Here is a 16,812-nt window from a genome sequence, read left to right as displayed (position 1 = left end):
TTACTACCGATCGCCTAGAATTGTTAAAACTGTTATCTGCCCAAATTGCTATTTCTATTGAGAATGCTCAACTTTACGATCAATTAGGGGAATACTCGCGAACGCTGGAACGTAAGGTTATAGAAAGAACGCAAGAATTGGAACAGGAAATGGCTGTCAGAATGCAGACAGAAATAGCCTTGGGCAAGTCGGAGGAAAAGTTTTCTAAAGCCTTTCGTTCCAGTCCTAACCCGATCGCGATCGCCCGGTTTGCAGATGGACGCTACATTGAAGTGAACGACAGTTTCCTCAGCACTTTTAATTACTCTCGCGAACAGGTAATTGGTTTTACAGCAATTGAGTTGAATCTTTGGCTTAATTTAGAAGAAAGTGACAGATACAAACAGCTATTGCAAGAATCAGGAGTGGTTCGCAATCAGGAATTTGATTGTCGTACTTCTTCAGGCGAGGTGAGGAAGATGCTGGTATCAGCAGATATTATTGAGCTGGGTGGAGAAGCGTGTATTCTCTTAGTCACTAACGACATTACCGATCGTCAAAGGGTAGAAGAAGCGCTAAAAGAAAGCGAGGCTAAATACCGTGACTTAGTTGAAACATCGCAGGATATGATTTGGTCAGTTGATGTTGAAGGGCGTTATACCTTCGTCAACGCTGCCGTCCAACAGATTTTTGGCTACAGCCGTGAAGAAATGATAGGGCGAAAATTCAGTGAGTTTCAAATACCTGAACAACTTCCCAAAGATAACGAGATATTCCAACGTATGTTGAATGGAGAGTCCGTATTTCAGTATGAAACCATACAATTAGCTAAAGACAGCAGACCTATCAATCTCCGGTTTAATTCACTTGTAGTGCGGGATTCCGAGGGAAATATTCTAGGAATAACTGGCACAGCCAGCGATATTACGGAGGACAAAAAAGCAGAGGCAGCCTTACAACAAGCCAAAGAAGTTGCAGATGCGGCTAACAAGGCTAAAAGCGAATTTTTATCAAAAATGAGTCACGAATTGCGAACTCCCCTCAATGCAATTCTCGGCTTTACCCAAGTGCTGGGACGCGACCCATCCCTTTCTCACATACAGCAGGAACAGATCGCCATCATTAGTCGTTCTGGCGAGCATTTGCTGACGCTGATTAATGACGTTCTGGAAATGTCTAAAATCGAGGCAGGTCGGATTACATTAAATCCTACTAGCTTTGACCTGTATCACTTGCTCCATTCTCTAGAAGAAATGCTCAAACTCAAAGCTGATTCTAAAGATTTACAGCTCAGTTGGCACATTAATTCTAATATTCCTCAGTATGTAAAAACTGACGAAAGCAAATTGCGTCAAGTCTTAATTAATCTGCTAGGAAATGCGATCAAGTTTACTACGAAGGGAAGTGTCACACTTCGAGTTGCAGCAATTAGTGAGAAACAAAAGTCCCCAAAAGACAACGAACCACGGATTATTACGTTTGAAGTGGAAGACACGGGTCACGGTATTGCTCCTACTGATGTAGATTCTTTATTTGAGCCTTTTGTACAAACGGACGCGGGTCGGAAATCTCAAGAAGGAACTGGGTTGGGTTTACCCATCAGCCGACAATTCGTACAACTGATGGGAGGAGACATTACCGTCAGCAGTACCTTGAATCGAGGAACAATTTTTAGTTTTGATATCCAAATTAGCTCCCCTGAGATGGCTAAAGTTCAACCTCGACAATCAAGAAAGCGGGTAATTGGTTTAGAACCCAATCAACCCTCATATCGCATCTTGGTGGTTGATGATAAATGGGAGAGCCGTTTGCTATTGGTTCATCTTCTCCAACCGCTTGGCTTGGAGGTGCGCGAAGCAGTAAATGGTCAAGAAGCTATTAGAATCTGGGAAACTTGGAAACCTCACCTAATTTGGATGGATATGCAAATGCCTGTGATAGACGGGTATGAGGCTACCAGACAAATTAAAGCCAAGATTAAAGATGAGGCTACCCCGATTGTTGCGTTGACCGCTAGCGCTTTTGAGGAAGAGCGAGCCGTTGTTTTATCATCAGGCTGTGACGATTTTGTAAGCAAGCCTTTCCAAGAAGAAGTTATTTTTGCCAAAATGGCTGAACATTTAGGGGTACAGTATATCTATGAAGATTTACCGAACGTTACATTATCTCAGCTTGGGGGTCAAGACTTGAGTGTAAAAGAAGAAGAAAAAACAGAAAATTTAAAGGCAACTTTGGCAAAAATGCCTGCGGAGTGGTTGAGAAAGTTAGATCGAGGATCTATCGATGCTGATGCCCACCTGATTTTAAGTTTAGTCGCCACAATCCCTGAATCCGATACTTCTTCTGCGGAGGTTCTCACCGATTGGATTCATGATTTTCGATTTGATAAAATTACTGCTTTAATAGAAAAAATTCTTCCATGAACAGCCAGCAATTAGAATCTCATGTTGCCAATCTTTTAGTAGTTGATGATACCCCCGACAACCTGCGTCTTTTATCCATTATGTTGAGCGACAAAGGATATAAAGTTCGGGGCGTAATAAACGGGGCAATGGCATTAAAAGCAGCGCGTTCAACCCCGCCAGATTTGATTTTGCTGGACATCACGATGCCCCAGATGAATGGGTATGAAGTTTGCCAACACCTAAAAGCGGATAGCAGAACTTCGGGTATCCCAGTTATTTTTTTGAGCGCCCTAGATCAAGTATTAGATAAAGTCAAAGCATTTGCTGTGGGAGGAGTAGACTACATCACCAAGCCATTTCATTTAGAAGAAGTTTTAGCTCGTGTTGAAAATCAACTAACTATTCAACGTTTGCAAAAAAAATTGCACGATCAAAATGCAAGATTGCAGGAGTCCGAGGCTAAAGAGCGGAAGAAATCCCAACAACTAGAGCTGGCTCTACAACAGTTACAAAAGGCACAAGCTCAACTCATCCAAAGCGAGAAAATGTCAAGTTTAGGGAATGTCGTAGCAGGGGTAGCTCACGAAATTAACAATCCGATTAGCTTCATTAAAGGGAACCTCTGCCCCATAACCGAGTACACTGAAGATTTGCTGAGGCTGGTGCAACTCTACGAACAAGATTTTCCTAATCCCACAGCCGCTATCCAGGAACAACTGGAGGCAATCGATTTCACTTTTCTCAGGAAGGACTTGCCGAAGCTAATTGCTTCTATGAGAATAGGAGCTGACCGAATCGGAGAAATCGTGCACTCGCTACGGAATTTTTCCCGACTCGATGAAGCTGAGTTAAAAGCGGTGGATATTCATGAAGGAATTGAAAGTACGCTGATGATTTTGCAGCATCGGCTGAAAGATGAAGCAGACCAAACGATAATTAAAGTTGTAAAAGAGTATGAGGAGCTGCCAAAGATAGAATGTTATGCGGGGCAAATAAATCAGGTTTTTATGAACATCCTGACTAATGCGATTGAGGCGTTGCAGTCACAAAAAAGTTGGGAAAAAGAGGCCGATAATAACAGCCACATCCCTACTATTACTATTTGCACGAAGTTACTCTCCGATTTTCAAGTGGGTATTTATATTACTGATAATGGGCCGGGCATAAAAGAAGAGATTCAACAACGCATTTTTGAACCCTTTTTTACAACGAAGCAAGTGGGCCAAGGAAAGGGTTTGGGATTATCGATCAGCTATGCTATTGTAGTGGACGAGCACGGCGGGCAACTTCGTTGTGTTTCGAGACCTGCTCAAGGGGCGACATTGGTAATCGAAATTCCGATTCACCACTTTAAAAAATATTTTTATGAAGAAGATTTAGGCGGGTTATAAGCCACACTAAAATAAAAGTAGTCAAACATGGTGTAAAATCAGGAATCTTGTTTATTTATGAGTCAGTGTATTTGTAATTTTGAGACAAATTTATATTAATCACAAGTTCATACTCTTAGCCACAGAGTCCGAAATATTTTCCGGCAACGCTCCTTAAATTGCCAACGGTCACCGACTTGTTTTTTTGCATAGCTTATGCACGCACTCTCAAACCCACAATAATAATGATGAATTTCCACCCTCATTTTTTTTCGGCAAAAACCCTAGCAATTGTTTGTGCAATTGCTGCGTTTGTTGTCCTTGGTAGCAAAGTCTTTGCCACAACAATCGGTTATGCACCGCCATTTAAAGAAACCAGCTTTTACAGTACGATGATATCTGCTAATAACGATTTAGCTGACATTTATTATCCTAAACCATCCGATCTTAATTCAGGTAATTACTCTTTCCCCATTGTACTTTTATTGCAAGGTGCGCTTGTAGATAAATCATTTTATTCAGATTACGCTAGCCACGTGGCGCGGTACGGCTTTGTGGTAGTCGTTCCGAACCATTTGCGCCCTTCGCCCTTCAATCCCACTTTACCGCCTAATTTGGCGTCGGAAACTTCGCAAATTGCGGCGGTTTTGTCGCAAATGGCGATCGAAAACACAAACCCCACATCTCCTATTTCGTCTGTTATCGATACGCAGCGCCTTGGTTTATTGGGTCATTCTTTTGGTGGTGCAGTGGGGTTATCTGTGATTGCTAATAAATGCCTCCCAGAATTGTATTTGTGTCAAGAGCCATTTACGCGCCCGAAAGAACTATTAGCGGGTGCATTTTTTGGGGCTAACTTGCGGAATCCCATTGCTAATGAATTTGTACCCATCGCTAATGATGGCATTGCAGTGGGGTTGATTCAAGGATCTATCGATGGTGTCGCCCTGCCCGATCGATCTCAAAGCACTTTTGAGCAAATTCAAACACCACCCAAAGCTTTGATCGCTGTTATGGGTGCAAATCACTTTAGCATCACTAATGTTAATAACCCTGCGGGTGCGAACCCCGATCGCAATACTGCTACCTTAGAGCAAGCCGTGGGTATTGAAACGATCGCCCGTTGGAGCGCCCTGTTTTTGCGGGCACATATGCTTAAAGATCGATCGGCATTTGATTATATTTACTCTCAAGGTGACGCCCTCGATCCGAATGTCCGCGTTACCACCGTTACAGTTTCCAAACCATCTTCTAAGTAGCTACCTAAAAAAACGTAAGATAGATTAAGGCTAATAGATAGTGTGCGTACAGTTTTATTATTGGGCATCACTTATCTGACAGACCGCGAGCACTATATTTTTTTAACCATCTATGTACAGTAATTCTATGTACATCTAAACGTTCAGCTACATCTGTAAGGCTTTGACTCGCTCCAGTTTTTAACCAATCAAGTGCCTGAATTTTTTGTTTATTAGGTAGAGTTCGCTACTCGGACAGAATTATTTTTAACTCCTCTGCTGTTAAATCAATTCTTTCTGGGTAGTTTACTTTCATAAAGTATTCCTCAAACTTTGTTCTTCATTGTAGCAGTTCTGTTTGGGAAATGATATTTTTAACTAAATTTCCCTTTTCAGTAACGTCAGCCTGCCGCTTAAAGACTAGCAACGTAATATCATCAAACACTTTCTGCTTACCAATATGTTGCCGCACATCTACAATCACCGCATCCTTAACTCCTGCTGCAGACTTGTGCCAATTTTGACTAATTACTTGACACAATTGCTTCAGTCCATACTGCTTTTTGCGGATGTTATAGGCTTCTGGAATCCCATCAGTATAAAGCACCACGCCATCTCCAGGTTCTAGCTCAATCAGGACGTGACTGATGAAGTCTGCGATATCATCATCTAAAGCGATGGGGAAGCCTAACTCCATCGTATCGATGCGCTCAACATCTCCATTTTTTCGCACAACTAGCGTTTCTTCATGCTGACCGCTGATGCTAATGAGTCCTTCGGAGTAGCTCAAAATCGCCAGCGTCAGACTTTTCTCAGAATTCATGCGCTGTACGTTTTTGTAGAGGGTACGGTTGAGTACATCCAAGAATCGAACGGGGTCTAGTTCACGAATTTCTTGCAGGGTGCGAACTGAGGTTTGCGCCATCAGCATCAGAATGCCGCTTTCGAGGCCATGTCCGGTGACATCACCGATCGCCAGTGTGACAACACCATCGATCTGTAGCACGTCGTAGTAGTCACCTCCTACTTCATCAGCGGGTTCCATGTATCCGGCGATATCTAGTCCGTCAATTTCCAGTTCCTCAGGGTTAGGCAAAATCATTTGCTGGATCTGACGCGCCACATTTAATTCTGCACCTAAGCGGAGGTTGTCTACTTTGAGTTTTTCGTTGAGGCTAATGATTTCTTGATTAGCATGAGCGAGTTCTGCTGTTCGTTCTTTAACTTTGTCTTCGAGGGTTTCAAAGGATTCTTGGATTTGCCTCGCCATACTGTTGAACGATCGTGCCAGCAGACCGATTTCGTCTCGCGATCGCATCTTCACACGGATGTCTAACTTACCTGCCGTAAACTGGGCAACCGCTTGGGTTAGGTTAATCACAGGCTTTGTTAATAGTTGTGCGATCGCCAAAGCGATGATAGTTACAATTGTGGCGATGATTGCTAATAAAATAAGTGCATCACGTATTTGTTTTTCTACAGGTGCTAGCGCAACGGCAATGGGTTGTGCGAAAAGAACTGACCAAGGTTTATATTTCAGGCGGGCGATCGCTAACAGGCTCAACTCATTATTACCCCTAGCTGCCAATCGTGTGGTTAGATAGGGCTGCTTAGTGTCTAAAGCTTGCTTGAGGTCGGGCAAATTGATTGCAAATTCTTTCGTTATAGTCTTAGGCAAACGCCCTTCGCGTTGGAGTTTCGCTACAACATTGGGTGACAAAGGCACAATTGATTTGAAAAGGAGTTCAGGTGTAGTGCTATGTGCCAGATGAATATAGTGATCATCTAAAAGAACTGCTAAGGATTTCGCACCTGCGCGTTCAGTTTCCCGAGTCACCAACTGCTGGACAGATGTGGCATTGTATGTGACTCGCAATACACCCAATATATTTCCCTTCGCATCGCGAACAGGACTGCTAAAAAAAAGCGTAGCGAGGTTGGGAATTGTCGTCGATTGCCTAATACTAGAAACAAAAGGTAGTTGAGTTTTGAGCGGTTCTTGGAAGTAATCTTGGCCGGATTCATCTCGTCCGACATCCGGTGTATTCGTATCGAGTACATTCCGTCCCTTTAAGTTGAGCAAGGCATAGGAGATAATATTAAGCATATCTTTGCGACTGAGCCGGGTTAAGGTTTCAGTCGCTAACATCTCTTGGGGACTACCATTTCGCCGTTCTGGAGGTAGGCCCAGATAGGCGGCCAAACCTGGTAAAATCGCTTCTACGCGCACGGCACTGAGATTCCCATCGATAAACCCATCTATTCTGTAAACAGTTTCGTTAGCTGCCGCAAATAGGGATTGTCGTGCGTTGTCGGTCAATGCCTTTTCAGTTGTATTTTTGTCGATAAATGCTAACAACAGCAATGGAATTAGAGCAACGAGGAGAAACGACACGATTAACTTTGTACGAATGCTGTTGAAAAAGGAACGCTTCATGGTTTCAGACTAGGAGGGGGGGTTAAGAAAGAAGAATTGAACAATTTTTCTAGATTGGGAAGGCGCGTCACATTGCCAGCGCGAATAAAAAAGTCCGCATATTTCTTGGCAGTTTTGTAGATATAATTAGGACTGTCTGATTGAAAGAACTTTTGATTTTCGGCAAAGTCAGTGAGGTCTATTCCCTCGAAAGAGATTGTCTTGCTGGGAATATTCAACGCTTTGCTCACGAGCGCGTTTCCTTCGGGAATATTGGCTTCCCAATATGACAAGGCTTGAAACCAGCCTCGCACAAAGGCGCGAATATCTTCGGGGCGATCGCGTATCGCCTCACCCCGAAACGCGATCAAATCCAAAATTAAGCCTGGGGTTTGCTTGCTTGTAAACAAAATTTTTGCCCCTATTTTTAATGCTTCCGAAATATGCGGTTCCCAAGTGTGCCCTGCTTGGATAGCATTGTTTTGTAAGCGCTGGGGAACTTCTAAACCATCAACTTTAACCAGCCTAACATCATCGCTCGTCAGCTTAGAGATTTTCAACATCTCAGTAACGAAGACTTCGCTAAAGCCGCCTAGATTTGCACCAAGCTTTTTTCCTTTCAAGTTAAGAATTCTTTTAATGTCCGATTGCGCGACTACGACATCTGCACCAGTCGATTCATCCACAACCATCACAGCTTGGATATCAGGATTTGTGGCACTCAAGATCATAAAATCTCCCAAGGTTAATCCGATCCCATCATACTTCCCTGCACTGAAATCTGCTTGTTGCAATTGTAAGTAGTCTACATAGCTCAGTTCCACGTCTATCCCTTGCGCTTTGAAGAATCCTTTCTCTTGAGCAATGATGCCAGGCATATGGCCAACAAAAGAGATAAAACTTACTTTCAGGGGAGGAGTTTTTACTTTTAGAGATTCCGGAGAATGACAAGCAAACAGCAGCCCGCAGGTAATAATAATAAAGATGCTGTTGAAAAAGGAGCGCTTCATGGTTTCAGACTATGAGGGGGGGTTAAGAAAGAAGAATTGAACAATGTTTCAAGATTAGGAAGGCGCGTCACATTGCCAGCGCTAATAAAAAAATCTGCATATTTATTGGCGGTTTTGTAGATATAATTAGGACTGTCTGATTGAAATAACTTTTGATTTTCTGCAAGGTTAGTGAGGTCTATTCCCTTGAAAGAGATTGTCTTGATGGGAATATTCAACGCTTTGCTCACGATCGCGTTTCCTTCGGGAATATTTGCTTCCCAATATGACAAGCCTTGAAGCCAGCCTCGCACAAAGGCGCGAATATCTTCGGGGCGATCGCGTATCGCCTCACCCCGAAACGCGACCAAATCTAAAATTAAGCCAGGGGTTTGCTTGCTTGTAAACAGGATATGCGCCCCTAAGTTTAATGCTTCAGAAAGATAAGGTTCCCAAGTGTGTCCTGCTTGGATAGCATTGTTTTGTAAGCGATTGGGAACTTCTAAAGGCTCGACTTTAACCAGGCTAACATCATCGCTCGTCAGTTGAGAGGCTTTCAACATTTCAGTAACGAAAACCTCGCTAAAGCTGCCTAGATTTGCACCAAGCTTTTTTCCTTTCAAGTTAGGGATTGTTTTAATCTCCGATTGCGCGACTACCACATCTGCACCTGTCGATTCATCCAAAACCATCACAGCTTGCATATCAGGATTGGTGGCGCTCAAGATCACCAAATCCCCCAAAGTCAATCCGATCGCATCATACTTCCCTGCACTGAAATCCGCGTCTTGCAATTGTGAGTAGTCTACATAGCTGAGTTCCACGTCTACCCCTTGCGCTTTGAAGAATCCTTTCTCTTGAGCAATGATTAGAGGTGTATAGCCAACAAAAGGGACACAAGATACTTTTAGGGGAGGACGTTTTACTTTTAGAGATTCCGGGGAATGACAAGCAAACAGCAACCAGCCGATAATAATTAATATACAGATGTAATTGAGTAGTTTAGACATACTAGCTAGAGCATTCCTGGTGTAGAAAAGGCGACTGATATTTTCTTGAACCCGATCGACCTAAGTGCATCGTCCGCAATCGCCGCTAAACCTGTTCCGGTGGCTATATCTAGAACAAGCTTGCCCGATCGCACTTTTGCCACTTCTACTAACCGAGTTGCAGCTTGTTTGTGCAATTCATTCTCGTAGCCTGGAGGGTTGTTGCAGTCATTGAGAATCTCCTGTTTGTAGGCACTTAGCGAGTCAGTCATGCCGAATTACTGGTTGAACTTTCTACTTTAGCAAAGTCTTTGACCTCAATTAAGAAATCAATAATCGGTTTTGCATAAATGCTCGGTATCGCTGTGCTACCGATATGGTGAACGGTGACCGCCTTTTCTCCCATTGCTAATGCAATCTGTTTTGACTCTTTAAGGAAGGTAATTCGCCATCCTAGATCGTGGGGAAATACTTCTACTTTTCGGAAGTTTTTAAAGTTAGGCAAAGACATAATATTTACCTGTTAGCTAAATATTATTTGGCACGACAGTTACTATTTTATCAGCTCTATCGGCTCACCAGAAACTCTAAAATATAAAAGATAAAATTTCAAAGCGAAATAGTTTTTACCAAAACTCAATTTGAATCGGGGTTTTTAAAGTGGCAGCATATTCAGGAACAGGCTTTCGGGCCTGTTCCACAATAAAGATGATTAGGAGTTAAGTACGTGCAAGTTATCGAGCATGGTTTTAGCAGTTGCGATCCAGTCGGGTAACTCGGGCGATATCGCGTATACCCAAACGATCGCGTGTAGCTGTCGCATTTTACGGTACGGTTCCAGAGTGGCAAAGTCGGGCGCATTCGGATAAGCGGCCATCCCCTCATCGTCGAGGTTAATCAAGTCCCAGGCGATAGAACCGGTGCAAGTGTCCTCAAAATCGTTCCACAGCAATCCTTTCGCAGTTGGAATTAAATTTAAGGCATGGGCATCTCCGTGCAGCGGCTGCAACACGCTGACTGAATTGCTTAACTCCCCAAGCAGGCGATGGTAAGTTGTTTGCAGCAGCGTCAGGTCACTTTTCGGCAGAATATTGCCAAGCTTTTCGAGCCTTTCGAGCCCGCGCGGAATATCGTTGAGGGGCGGCGCCAGCAGCGGGTAATCGCCCGGGTAATCCCGCAGAACCGCGTGCAGTTCAGCTTGCATTCGTCCGACTGTCGCCCCATCGGGCAAAGCATCAGAGATTGGTTCAAAGTAGCGCCAGAAGCTCATCGTCAAACCGTCGCAATGGTGGGGAACCGGGGGTAAAAAATCGCTGGGAGGGACTACAGGAGCGCCTTTGGCAGCCAGAAAGGCGACGACAGAGAGTTCGCGGGCCAACCAAGACTCGACTGGCGATCGCAGTACGGGGGTTAGGGTAGCGATCCGAGCCACAATGGGTGCAGGTTTCAGGTGAACTCGCACGGAATAGGTGTCAGCAAGCACGTGGGGGTCGTTTACCCGAATGTCGGCTGCAGAGGCAACAGACACCGATGCTGCGACGGCGCGGGCTGTAAGTTCGGGGCGATCGAATTCTGTCGATGGCATAAGCGGCACATTAAAACTGGTTCGCAGTTGCCCGCAGCCGGCGAGTCAACGCGCAACTGCGAACCTACTTTTTTGTATTATATTGTAATACAAAAGCTCGCACTCGCAACGCAGAGAGCATGAGGGAGCTTCCGCGATACAATCTGTGTTTGGTAAAGAATTTTTACAAGTTCACAGCCCATTACAGCCTTTGCGGCTTGTACTACCCAACCTGCCTGAAAATATGGATTTTGCTACTCTTGCTGCCCAGCTAAATGCTGGAACTATCTTGCCAGAGGGAATTGTCATCATCACCCTCTTGGTGGTTCTCGTCGGCGATTTAATCGTAGGCCGCAGTTCCTCGGGTTGGACTCCCTACGTTGCCGTTGCGGGTTTGCTGGCCGCCGTCGCTGCCTTGTGTTTGCAGTGGGATAACACGGATACCATCTCGTTTCTGGGCGGTTTTAACAGCGATGCCTTGAGTTTAGTGTTTCGCGGAATTATCGCTTTGAGTGCGGCTGTCACTATTTTGATATCCGTCCGCTATGTACTGCAAACTGGTACTGCTTTAGCGGAATTCATCGGCATTTTGCTTAGCGCTACTTTGGGGGGAATGTTCCTCAGCGGCGCTGATGAATTGGTGATGATTTTTATTTCGTTGGAAACTCTGAGTATCTCGTCTTATTTGCTGACAGGTTACACAAAACGCGACCCGCGTTCCAATGAAGCTGCTTTGAAATATTTGTTAATTGGGGCTTCTTCTTCGGCGGTGTTTCTCTACGGGATTTCGCTGCTGTACGGGTTGTCTGGCGGCGAAACGAAGTTAAGTGCGATCGCGGCTAACCTTTCTACCGTGAATGAAGGTCAATCTCTCGGTTTGGTGATTGCTTTGGTTTTTGCGATCGCCGGAATCGCCTTCAAAATCTCTGCGGTTCCCTTCCACCAATGGACTCCTGACGTTTACGAAGGTTCTCCTACACCCGTTGTTGCCTTCCTTTCTGTCGGTTCCAAAGCAGCCGGTTTTGCCCTAGCAATCCGCTTGTTAACAAGTGCTTTCCCCGCACTTACCGAACAGTGGCACTTCGTGTTCACGGCCTTAGCCATTCTCAGCATGGTGTTAGGAAATGTGGTTGCCCTCGCCCAGACTAGCATGAAGCGGCTTTTGGCTTATTCGTCGATCGCCCAAGCCGGTTTTGTAATGCTGGGTTTGATTGCAGGAACAGAAGCCGGTTACTCCAGCATGATATTTTATCTGTTGGTTTACCTGTTTATGAACTTGGGTGCTTTCGCCTGCATCATCTTGTTCTCGCTGCGGACTGGAACCGACCAAATTAGCGAATACTCAGGTTTGTACCAAAAAGACCCGCTGTTAACTTTAGCCTTAAGTATTTGCCTGCTTTCTCTCGGTGGAATTCCGCCCCTGGCTGGATTTTTCGGCAAAATCTATCTGTTCTGGGCCGGCTGGCAAGCAGGACTTTACGGCTTAGTTATTCTGGGATTAGTTACCAGCGTAGTTTCGATTTACTACTACATCCGCGTTGTCAAGATGATGGTAGTAAAAGAACCTCAAGAAATGTCAGACGCGGTAAAAAATTATCCCGAAGTTCGCTGGAACCTTCAGGGAATGCGGCCTTTGCAAGTCAGCGTTGTACTCACTTTGGTTGCGACAACTTTGGCGGGAATTTTATCGAATCCTTTGTTTAATTTGGCAAATGATGCTATTACCAAAACTCCCATGTTGCAGTCGGCATTGAGTCATGTGCAACCTGTTGTGGGTGCGAAAATCGAATCGAATTTGGTGTCTCGCCGGGATTGATTTTTCCTGGTTTTGAAATAGTGGAAAACGCCTGACTCTTTGAAGTTGGGCGTTTTTTTTTGTTGTGATATACTGTTAATTAGGATTTTTAACCGCAGATGTAGCCACCAGATTAACGCAGATAAAAGTTAGTACAGAGGCAACAATGTTAGTACAAAGTAAGGCAAAGTTTTATACTCCAGATGAGTACCGGGAGTTAGAGGAAACTGCTGAGTTTAGAAATGAATACCGCGATGGAGAAATTGTACAAAGGAGTGGTGTCAGTATTAATCACACCCAGATAATCGGTAATATTTATGCGTTCTTAAAATCTGCTTTGCGGGGAAAGAATGCCCGACCATTTACGAGCGATTTGCGGTTGTGGATTCCTCGGTATCGACGCGGGACTTATCCAGATGTGATGGTAGTTGAAGGAGAATTAGTTTGCACAGAGGGACGGAAAGATGAAATACTCAATCCTGTGCTGATTGTGCAAGTGCTTTCTAAGTCTACCAAGGATTTCGATCGGGAGGATAAGTTTCGGTTTTATCGATCGATCCCTGAATTCCGTGAATATGTGTTAGTCAATCAATCTGAGTTTTTAGTCGCACAATATATTAAAACCGAATCAAATGAATTGTTGTTTCGGGAATATGAGGGGGAATCAGCAATAGTTTCCTTCGCTTCAGTGGAAGTGCAAATGTCGATGCTCGATATTTATGAGCTGGTTGTATTTGAAAGCCCGGAAACAGAAGTGCAGCAATAAAATTCATGCTGTGGGGTGATGCAATGTCTAGCTTGGTAACAGTAAAATAATAATAATTTGGTTGGTGGTAAGGACTTTAGTCTTCTAATTTTTATGAGGGAAGATATGGATAACTACCGAATTGTCGAAACTTTTACCGAAAACCAGGTTTCCGACTTGATGGATTTGTATAAAAACGAGTTTTGGAGCGACAAGCGGAGGCGGGAGGATGTTCTGAAAATGCTGGCTTCTACTGATGTTACCATTGGTTTGGTCGATGAGTGCGATCGGCTAATTGGCTTTACCCGAGTCATTACCGATTTTGTCTACAGAGCCATGATTTTTGATGTGATTGTCAAGCCGACACACAGAAAATGTGGACTGGGTAAGGTGTTGATGGATGCAGTGTTAAATCATCGCGAACTGCAAGCAGTGGAGAGTTTCGCTCTTAATTGTTTGCCGAACATGATGCCGTTTTACGAGCGTTGGGGTTTCACAGATGATGTGGGCGAAATGAAGTTTATGCGGCGAACAACAGGCTGAACTCAGCCCCTTGAAATCCCCAATTTTTCTCGAATTACATCTTCTTTGAAACCTACTAAAACAGCCGTTCCATCTTTAACGAAAAGAGGACGTTTCAGCAGCATCGCATCCTTTGCAAAAGCCTCTACCCACTGTTCGCTAGTCCAATTTTTCTTGTCATCGCCCAAAGCGCGGTAAGATTGACCGGAAGTATTTCGCATGGGTTGAAAACCCAAAGCAGCTACCCAGTTTTGAATTGTTTCGCGAGTCGGCGGCTGTTCTTTGGTGTTAATGAACTCGTAATTCACATCGCTATCTTTGAGCCAGTGGAAAGCTTTTTTGCAGGTTCCGCAGTTCGGGATTCCGTAAACTTGAATTGACATAATAATGACTACTAACTAATGACTACTGACTAATCTAGCTTGTTGAACCCATTTTTGCACGCGATCGACTGAAGGAGTCAAGTCATTGCGCTGCATTGTCGCTACGTGCAGCCTTAAAACTTGTTGGTGTAATCTCTCCACGGGCATTTCAGCCAATTGAGCCGGCGAAGCAACGCCCGCGTGCAGTAACAGCCCGCAATACTGACACCCTACACTTGGAATTCGAGCCAAATTTGCCATCGCTACCCATTTATTAACATATTGAATGTTAATCTGTAATTGATGGGCTAGCAACATTTTCGCAGCCGGTGTTTTCGTCATGCGAATTAGTTGTCCGGTTGTGGTGATGCTGCACTCTTCCAGTTGAGATTGGTTTTCCTTGCTCAATCCCGGTAAGTGTGCGATCGGCCAATCGCGTACTTGCGCTGAAGTTTGAGGAACTTTGTGAGAAATTTTCATGTTTTTTCAGTGAACTTTACTTATACTTTAAAGTCTAAAATATCAAACAGTCAATAGAGGCGATCGATCGCGTCACCCAATCAACAAAAACCCGACCAAGGAATTTGACTAATTGCGGATGTTGTGACATTTCTGCTAATTGCCTGCAAAGTAGCACTTTTAGCCTGTTTTTCCTGACTGTGGTTCAGGCTTACTGCTTAACCCAATCATCCCGGCGATGACGACAAAGACTATAGAAAAGACAGCCTATAAATGATAGCAAAAAATCAGATAAAAATGAGAGTTTTCTCAAAAATGTCTGACAAGTTTGCAGTCTGAATTTTAGTGCTTTAATGCTGAGAATGCAAAAACTTCCCCTGACTGCAAACCCAACTCAAACTTATCGGTTTCTACCCATGAAAATTACAGAAGGTTATGATTTGTTAACTAATACTCTACACCAACGGCGGCAAAAACTGGCTAATTTAATTAATTTTCCGGTAATTTTATGGTCGGGGCGCAGCATTCCTCGCAATTATCCGGCACTTACTTATCCCTTTCGTGCCAGCAGTCACTTTCTATATTTTGCTGGTTTGCCCTTAGAAAATGCTGCCATTCGCTTAGAGTCGGGGAAATTAGAATTGTTCTTAGATGACGCACCTGCTAGCAGCACTCTTTGGCACGGAGAAATGCCGAAAAGAGCAGAAATTGCCGAACTAATTGGGGCTGATGCTGCTTTCCCAATGGCCGAATTGAAAGCCCGATCGATCAATGCAGGAACGATCGCTATTCAGGATTCTTGGACTCAGTTGCAACAGTCTCAAATTCTAGATCGCCCTCTGGCACCGCCCAACTCGCCAACCGGAATCGACCTAGAATTAACTCAGGCGATCGTATCTCTGCGCCTGAGCCACGATGCAGCCAGTTTGGCCCAATTGCGTCAAGCTGCGGCTGTCACCGTAGAAGCTCACAAAGCGGGAATGGTGGCCACTCGAAATGCTCAAATTGAAGCAGGGGTGCGCGCTGCAATGGAAAGTGTCATCATCTCCAAAAATATGACCTATGCCTATCCTAGTATCGTGACTGTGCATGGAGAAGTGCTGCACAGCGAACATTATCACAATCCCCTACAAGCCGGAGACTTGTTGTTAGCAGATGTCGGTGCGGAAACATCCACGGGATGGGCGGCTGATGTGACTCGCACTTGGCCGGTTTCTGGCAAGTTTTCTCCGACTCAAAGAGCAATTTATGATGTAGTTTTGGCAGCACACGATGCTTGTATTGATAAAGTTAGTCCGGGGGTGGAATATCAAGACATTCATCTGTTAGCTGCTCGAATTATGGCAGAAGGATTGGTTGATTTGGGAATCTTGCGGGGCAATGTTGAAGATTTGGTGGAAATGGATGCTCACGCGCTATTTTTTGTACACGGTATCGGACATTTAATCGGTTTGGATGTTCACGATATGGAAGATTTAGGAGATTTGGCTGGCTATGAAGAAGGAAGAACCAGAAGCAGTCGGTTTGGGTTGGGATTTTTGCGGCTGAATAGAGTTTTGCGTCCGGGAATGCTGGTATCGATCGAACCGGGATTTTATCAAGTTCCGGCCATCTTAAATAACCCAGAAAACCGTGCCAAATATGAAGATTTTGTTAACTGGGAGGAGTTGGAAAAATTTGCAGATGTGCGGGGGATACGCATAGAAGATGATATACTTGTCAGCGAAAAGGGTAGAGAAGTATTGACAGGCGAATTGCCCACAAAAGCTCCGGAGATTGAGGAGTTAGTTGCGGTAAATACGTAAGTAGAGCCGAGTTCGATCGCACATACGCAGTTCCATCAGGTGTGAAAAAAGATAAAGATGAATAAAGGTTGGTCAAGAAATCTTTTGATATTAGTTAAAAAAGTGGTCTCGCAAGTCAGAAAATTCGCAGCACTCATACTTCCACGCATGGTTCGTAAACCTATATCCTCGCGA

General features: G+C 44.3%; 16 protein-coding genes. 7 read left to right on the top strand and 9 right to left on the bottom strand.

Annotated features, from left to right (window positions below; translation table 11 throughout):
- The 3 genes from QUA53_RS03590 to QUA53_RS03580 form a co-directional block, all read left to right on the top strand.
- Positions 1-2,402, top strand: a 2,402-nt coding sequence (locus tag QUA53_RS03590; RefSeq protein ID WP_333095026.1) for a PAS domain S-box protein, incomplete at its 5' end; no start/stop codon positions are given.
- Entirely contained in the window at positions 2,399-3,775 is a 1,377-nt protein-coding gene (locus QUA53_RS03585; protein WP_333095027.1) for a response regulator, read from the top strand. The genes QUA53_RS03590 and QUA53_RS03585, both read left to right, overlap by 4 nt.
- Positions 3,776-3,999: 224 nt before the next feature.
- On the top strand, positions 4,000-5,013 hold the full coding sequence (locus tag QUA53_RS03580) for a poly(ethylene terephthalate) hydrolase family protein (RefSeq protein ID WP_333095028.1): 1,014 nt from the start codon (positions 4,000-4,002) through the stop codon (positions 5,011-5,013).
- Positions 5,014-5,080: 67 nt separating this feature from the next.
- On the opposite strand, the gene QUA53_RS03575 is transcribed toward QUA53_RS03580, so the two are convergent.
- The 7 genes from QUA53_RS03575 to QUA53_RS03545 form a co-directional block, all read right to left on the bottom strand.
- Positions 5,081-5,215: a helix-turn-helix domain-containing protein gene (locus QUA53_RS03575; protein WP_333095207.1), complete on the bottom strand. Its 135-nt coding sequence runs from the start codon at positions 5,213-5,215 to the stop codon at positions 5,081-5,083.
- Between the two features lie 117 nt (positions 5,216-5,332).
- Entirely contained in the window at positions 5,333-7,429 is a 2,097-nt protein-coding gene (locus QUA53_RS03570; protein ID WP_333095029.1) for a SpoIIE family protein phosphatase, read from the bottom strand.
- The gene (locus tag QUA53_RS03565) at positions 7,426-8,418 is read right to left on the bottom strand and encodes an ABC transporter substrate-binding protein (protein WP_333095031.1); all 993 of its coding nucleotides are present in this window, start codon (positions 8,416-8,418) and stop codon (positions 7,426-7,428) included. Before QUA53_RS03565 ends, QUA53_RS03570 begins: the two co-directional genes overlap by 4 nt.
- Positions 8,415-9,407 (bottom strand): ABC transporter substrate-binding protein, encoded by a 993-nt coding sequence (locus QUA53_RS03560; protein WP_333095032.1) that lies wholly within the window; start codon positions 9,405-9,407, stop codon positions 8,415-8,417. Before QUA53_RS03560 ends, QUA53_RS03565 begins: the two co-directional genes overlap by 4 nt.
- A gap of 5 nt (positions 9,408-9,412) precedes the next feature.
- Positions 9,413-9,658 (bottom strand): hypothetical protein, encoded by a 246-nt coding sequence (locus QUA53_RS03555; RefSeq protein WP_333095033.1) that lies wholly within the window; start codon positions 9,656-9,658, stop codon positions 9,413-9,415.
- Complete coding sequence (locus QUA53_RS03550; RefSeq protein ID WP_333095035.1) at positions 9,655-9,897, bottom strand: GrpB family protein; 243 nt, start codon at positions 9,895-9,897, stop codon at positions 9,655-9,657. Before QUA53_RS03550 ends, QUA53_RS03555 begins: the two co-directional genes overlap by 4 nt.
- Before the next feature lie 201 nt (positions 9,898-10,098).
- Complete coding sequence (locus QUA53_RS03545; protein ID WP_333095036.1) at positions 10,099-10,971, bottom strand: hypothetical protein; 873 nt, start codon at positions 10,969-10,971, stop codon at positions 10,099-10,101.
- 223 nt (positions 10,972-11,194) lie between these two features.
- On the opposite strand from QUA53_RS03545, the gene QUA53_RS03540 reads away from it, so the two are divergent.
- From QUA53_RS03540 to QUA53_RS03530, 3 genes are all read left to right on the top strand, one after another.
- Positions 11,195-12,766: an NAD(P)H-quinone oxidoreductase subunit N gene (locus QUA53_RS03540; RefSeq protein ID WP_333095208.1), complete on the top strand. Its 1,572-nt coding sequence runs from the start codon at positions 11,195-11,197 to the stop codon at positions 12,764-12,766.
- Between the two features lie 145 nt (positions 12,767-12,911).
- On the top strand, positions 12,912-13,511 hold the full coding sequence (locus QUA53_RS03535; protein ID WP_333095038.1) for a Uma2 family endonuclease: 600 nt from the start codon (positions 12,912-12,914) through the stop codon (positions 13,509-13,511).
- 105 nt (positions 13,512-13,616) lie between these two features.
- A complete protein-coding gene (locus QUA53_RS03530) occupies positions 13,617-14,033 on the top strand; it encodes a GNAT family N-acetyltransferase (RefSeq protein ID WP_333095041.1) in 417 nt (138 codons plus the stop codon).
- A 2-nt stretch (positions 14,034-14,035) separates the two neighbouring features.
- Here QUA53_RS03530 and QUA53_RS03525 read toward each other — a convergent pair whose 3' ends face one another.
- Both QUA53_RS03525 and QUA53_RS03520 read right to left on the bottom strand, forming a co-directional pair.
- Positions 14,036-14,395, bottom strand: a complete 360-nt coding sequence (locus QUA53_RS03525) for a Spx/MgsR family RNA polymerase-binding regulatory protein (RefSeq protein ID WP_333095043.1) — start codon at positions 14,393-14,395, stop codon at positions 14,036-14,038.
- Positions 14,396-14,410: 15 nt separating this feature from the next.
- Positions 14,411-14,854, bottom strand: coding sequence for a DUF4332 domain-containing protein (locus QUA53_RS03520; RefSeq protein WP_333095044.1), 444 nt, complete (start codon positions 14,852-14,854; stop codon positions 14,411-14,413).
- Positions 14,855-15,249: 395 nt separating this feature from the next.
- On the opposite strand from QUA53_RS03520, the gene QUA53_RS03515 reads away from it, so the two are divergent.
- Positions 15,250-16,638, top strand: coding sequence for an aminopeptidase P family protein (locus QUA53_RS03515; RefSeq protein ID WP_333095045.1), 1,389 nt, complete (start codon positions 15,250-15,252; stop codon positions 16,636-16,638).
- The last annotated feature ends 174 nt before the right edge of the window (positions 16,639-16,812 follow it).

Source organism: Microcoleus sp. Pol12B3 (assembly GCF_036701355.1).
Taxonomy (GTDB): domain Bacteria; phylum Cyanobacteriota; class Cyanobacteriia; order Cyanobacteriales; family Microcoleaceae; genus Microcoleus.
The sequence above is the reverse complement of the archived record's forward strand: the minus strand, read 5'-3'. Positions and strand labels throughout refer to the sequence as shown.

Bases quoted from the DNA above. Each gene is read 5' to 3' on its own strand.
- QUA53_RS03585 (WP_333095027.1), top strand. From the start codon at position 2,399: ATGAACAGCCAGCAATTAGAATCTCATGTTGCCAATCTTTTAGTAGTT.
- QUA53_RS03580 (WP_333095028.1), top strand. From the start codon at position 4,000: ATGATGAATTTCCACCCTCATTTTTTTTCGGCAAAAACCCTAGCAATT.
- QUA53_RS03570 (WP_333095029.1), bottom strand. From the start codon at position 7,429: ATGAAGCGTTCCTTTTTCAACAGCATTCGTACAAAGTTAATCGTGTCG.
- QUA53_RS03565 (WP_333095031.1), bottom strand. From the start codon at position 8,418: ATGAAGCGCTCCTTTTTCAACAGCATCTTTATTATTATTACCTGCGGG.
- QUA53_RS03560 (WP_333095032.1), bottom strand. From the start codon at position 9,407: ATGTCTAAACTACTCAATTACATCTGTATATTAATTATTATCGGCTGG.
- QUA53_RS03555 (WP_333095033.1), bottom strand. From the start codon at position 9,658: ATGACTGACTCGCTAAGTGCCTACAAACAGGAGATTCTCAATGACTGC.
- QUA53_RS03550 (WP_333095035.1), bottom strand. From the start codon at position 9,897: ATGTCTTTGCCTAACTTTAAAAACTTCCGAAAAGTAGAAGTATTTCCC.
- QUA53_RS03545 (WP_333095036.1), bottom strand. From the start codon at position 10,971: ATGCCATCGACAGAATTCGATCGCCCCGAACTTACAGCCCGCGCCGTC.
- QUA53_RS03540 (WP_333095208.1), top strand. From the start codon at position 11,195: ATGGATTTTGCTACTCTTGCTGCCCAGCTAAATGCTGGAACTATCTTG.
- QUA53_RS03535 (WP_333095038.1), top strand. From the start codon at position 12,912: ATGTTAGTACAAAGTAAGGCAAAGTTTTATACTCCAGATGAGTACCGG.
- QUA53_RS03530 (WP_333095041.1), top strand. From the start codon at position 13,617: ATGGATAACTACCGAATTGTCGAAACTTTTACCGAAAACCAGGTTTCC.
- QUA53_RS03525 (WP_333095043.1), bottom strand. From the start codon at position 14,395: ATGTCAATTCAAGTTTACGGAATCCCGAACTGCGGAACCTGCAAAAAA.
- QUA53_RS03520 (WP_333095044.1), bottom strand. From the start codon at position 14,854: ATGAAAATTTCTCACAAAGTTCCTCAAACTTCAGCGCAAGTACGCGAT.
- QUA53_RS03515 (WP_333095045.1), top strand. From the start codon at position 15,250: ATGAAAATTACAGAAGGTTATGATTTGTTAACTAATACTCTACACCAA.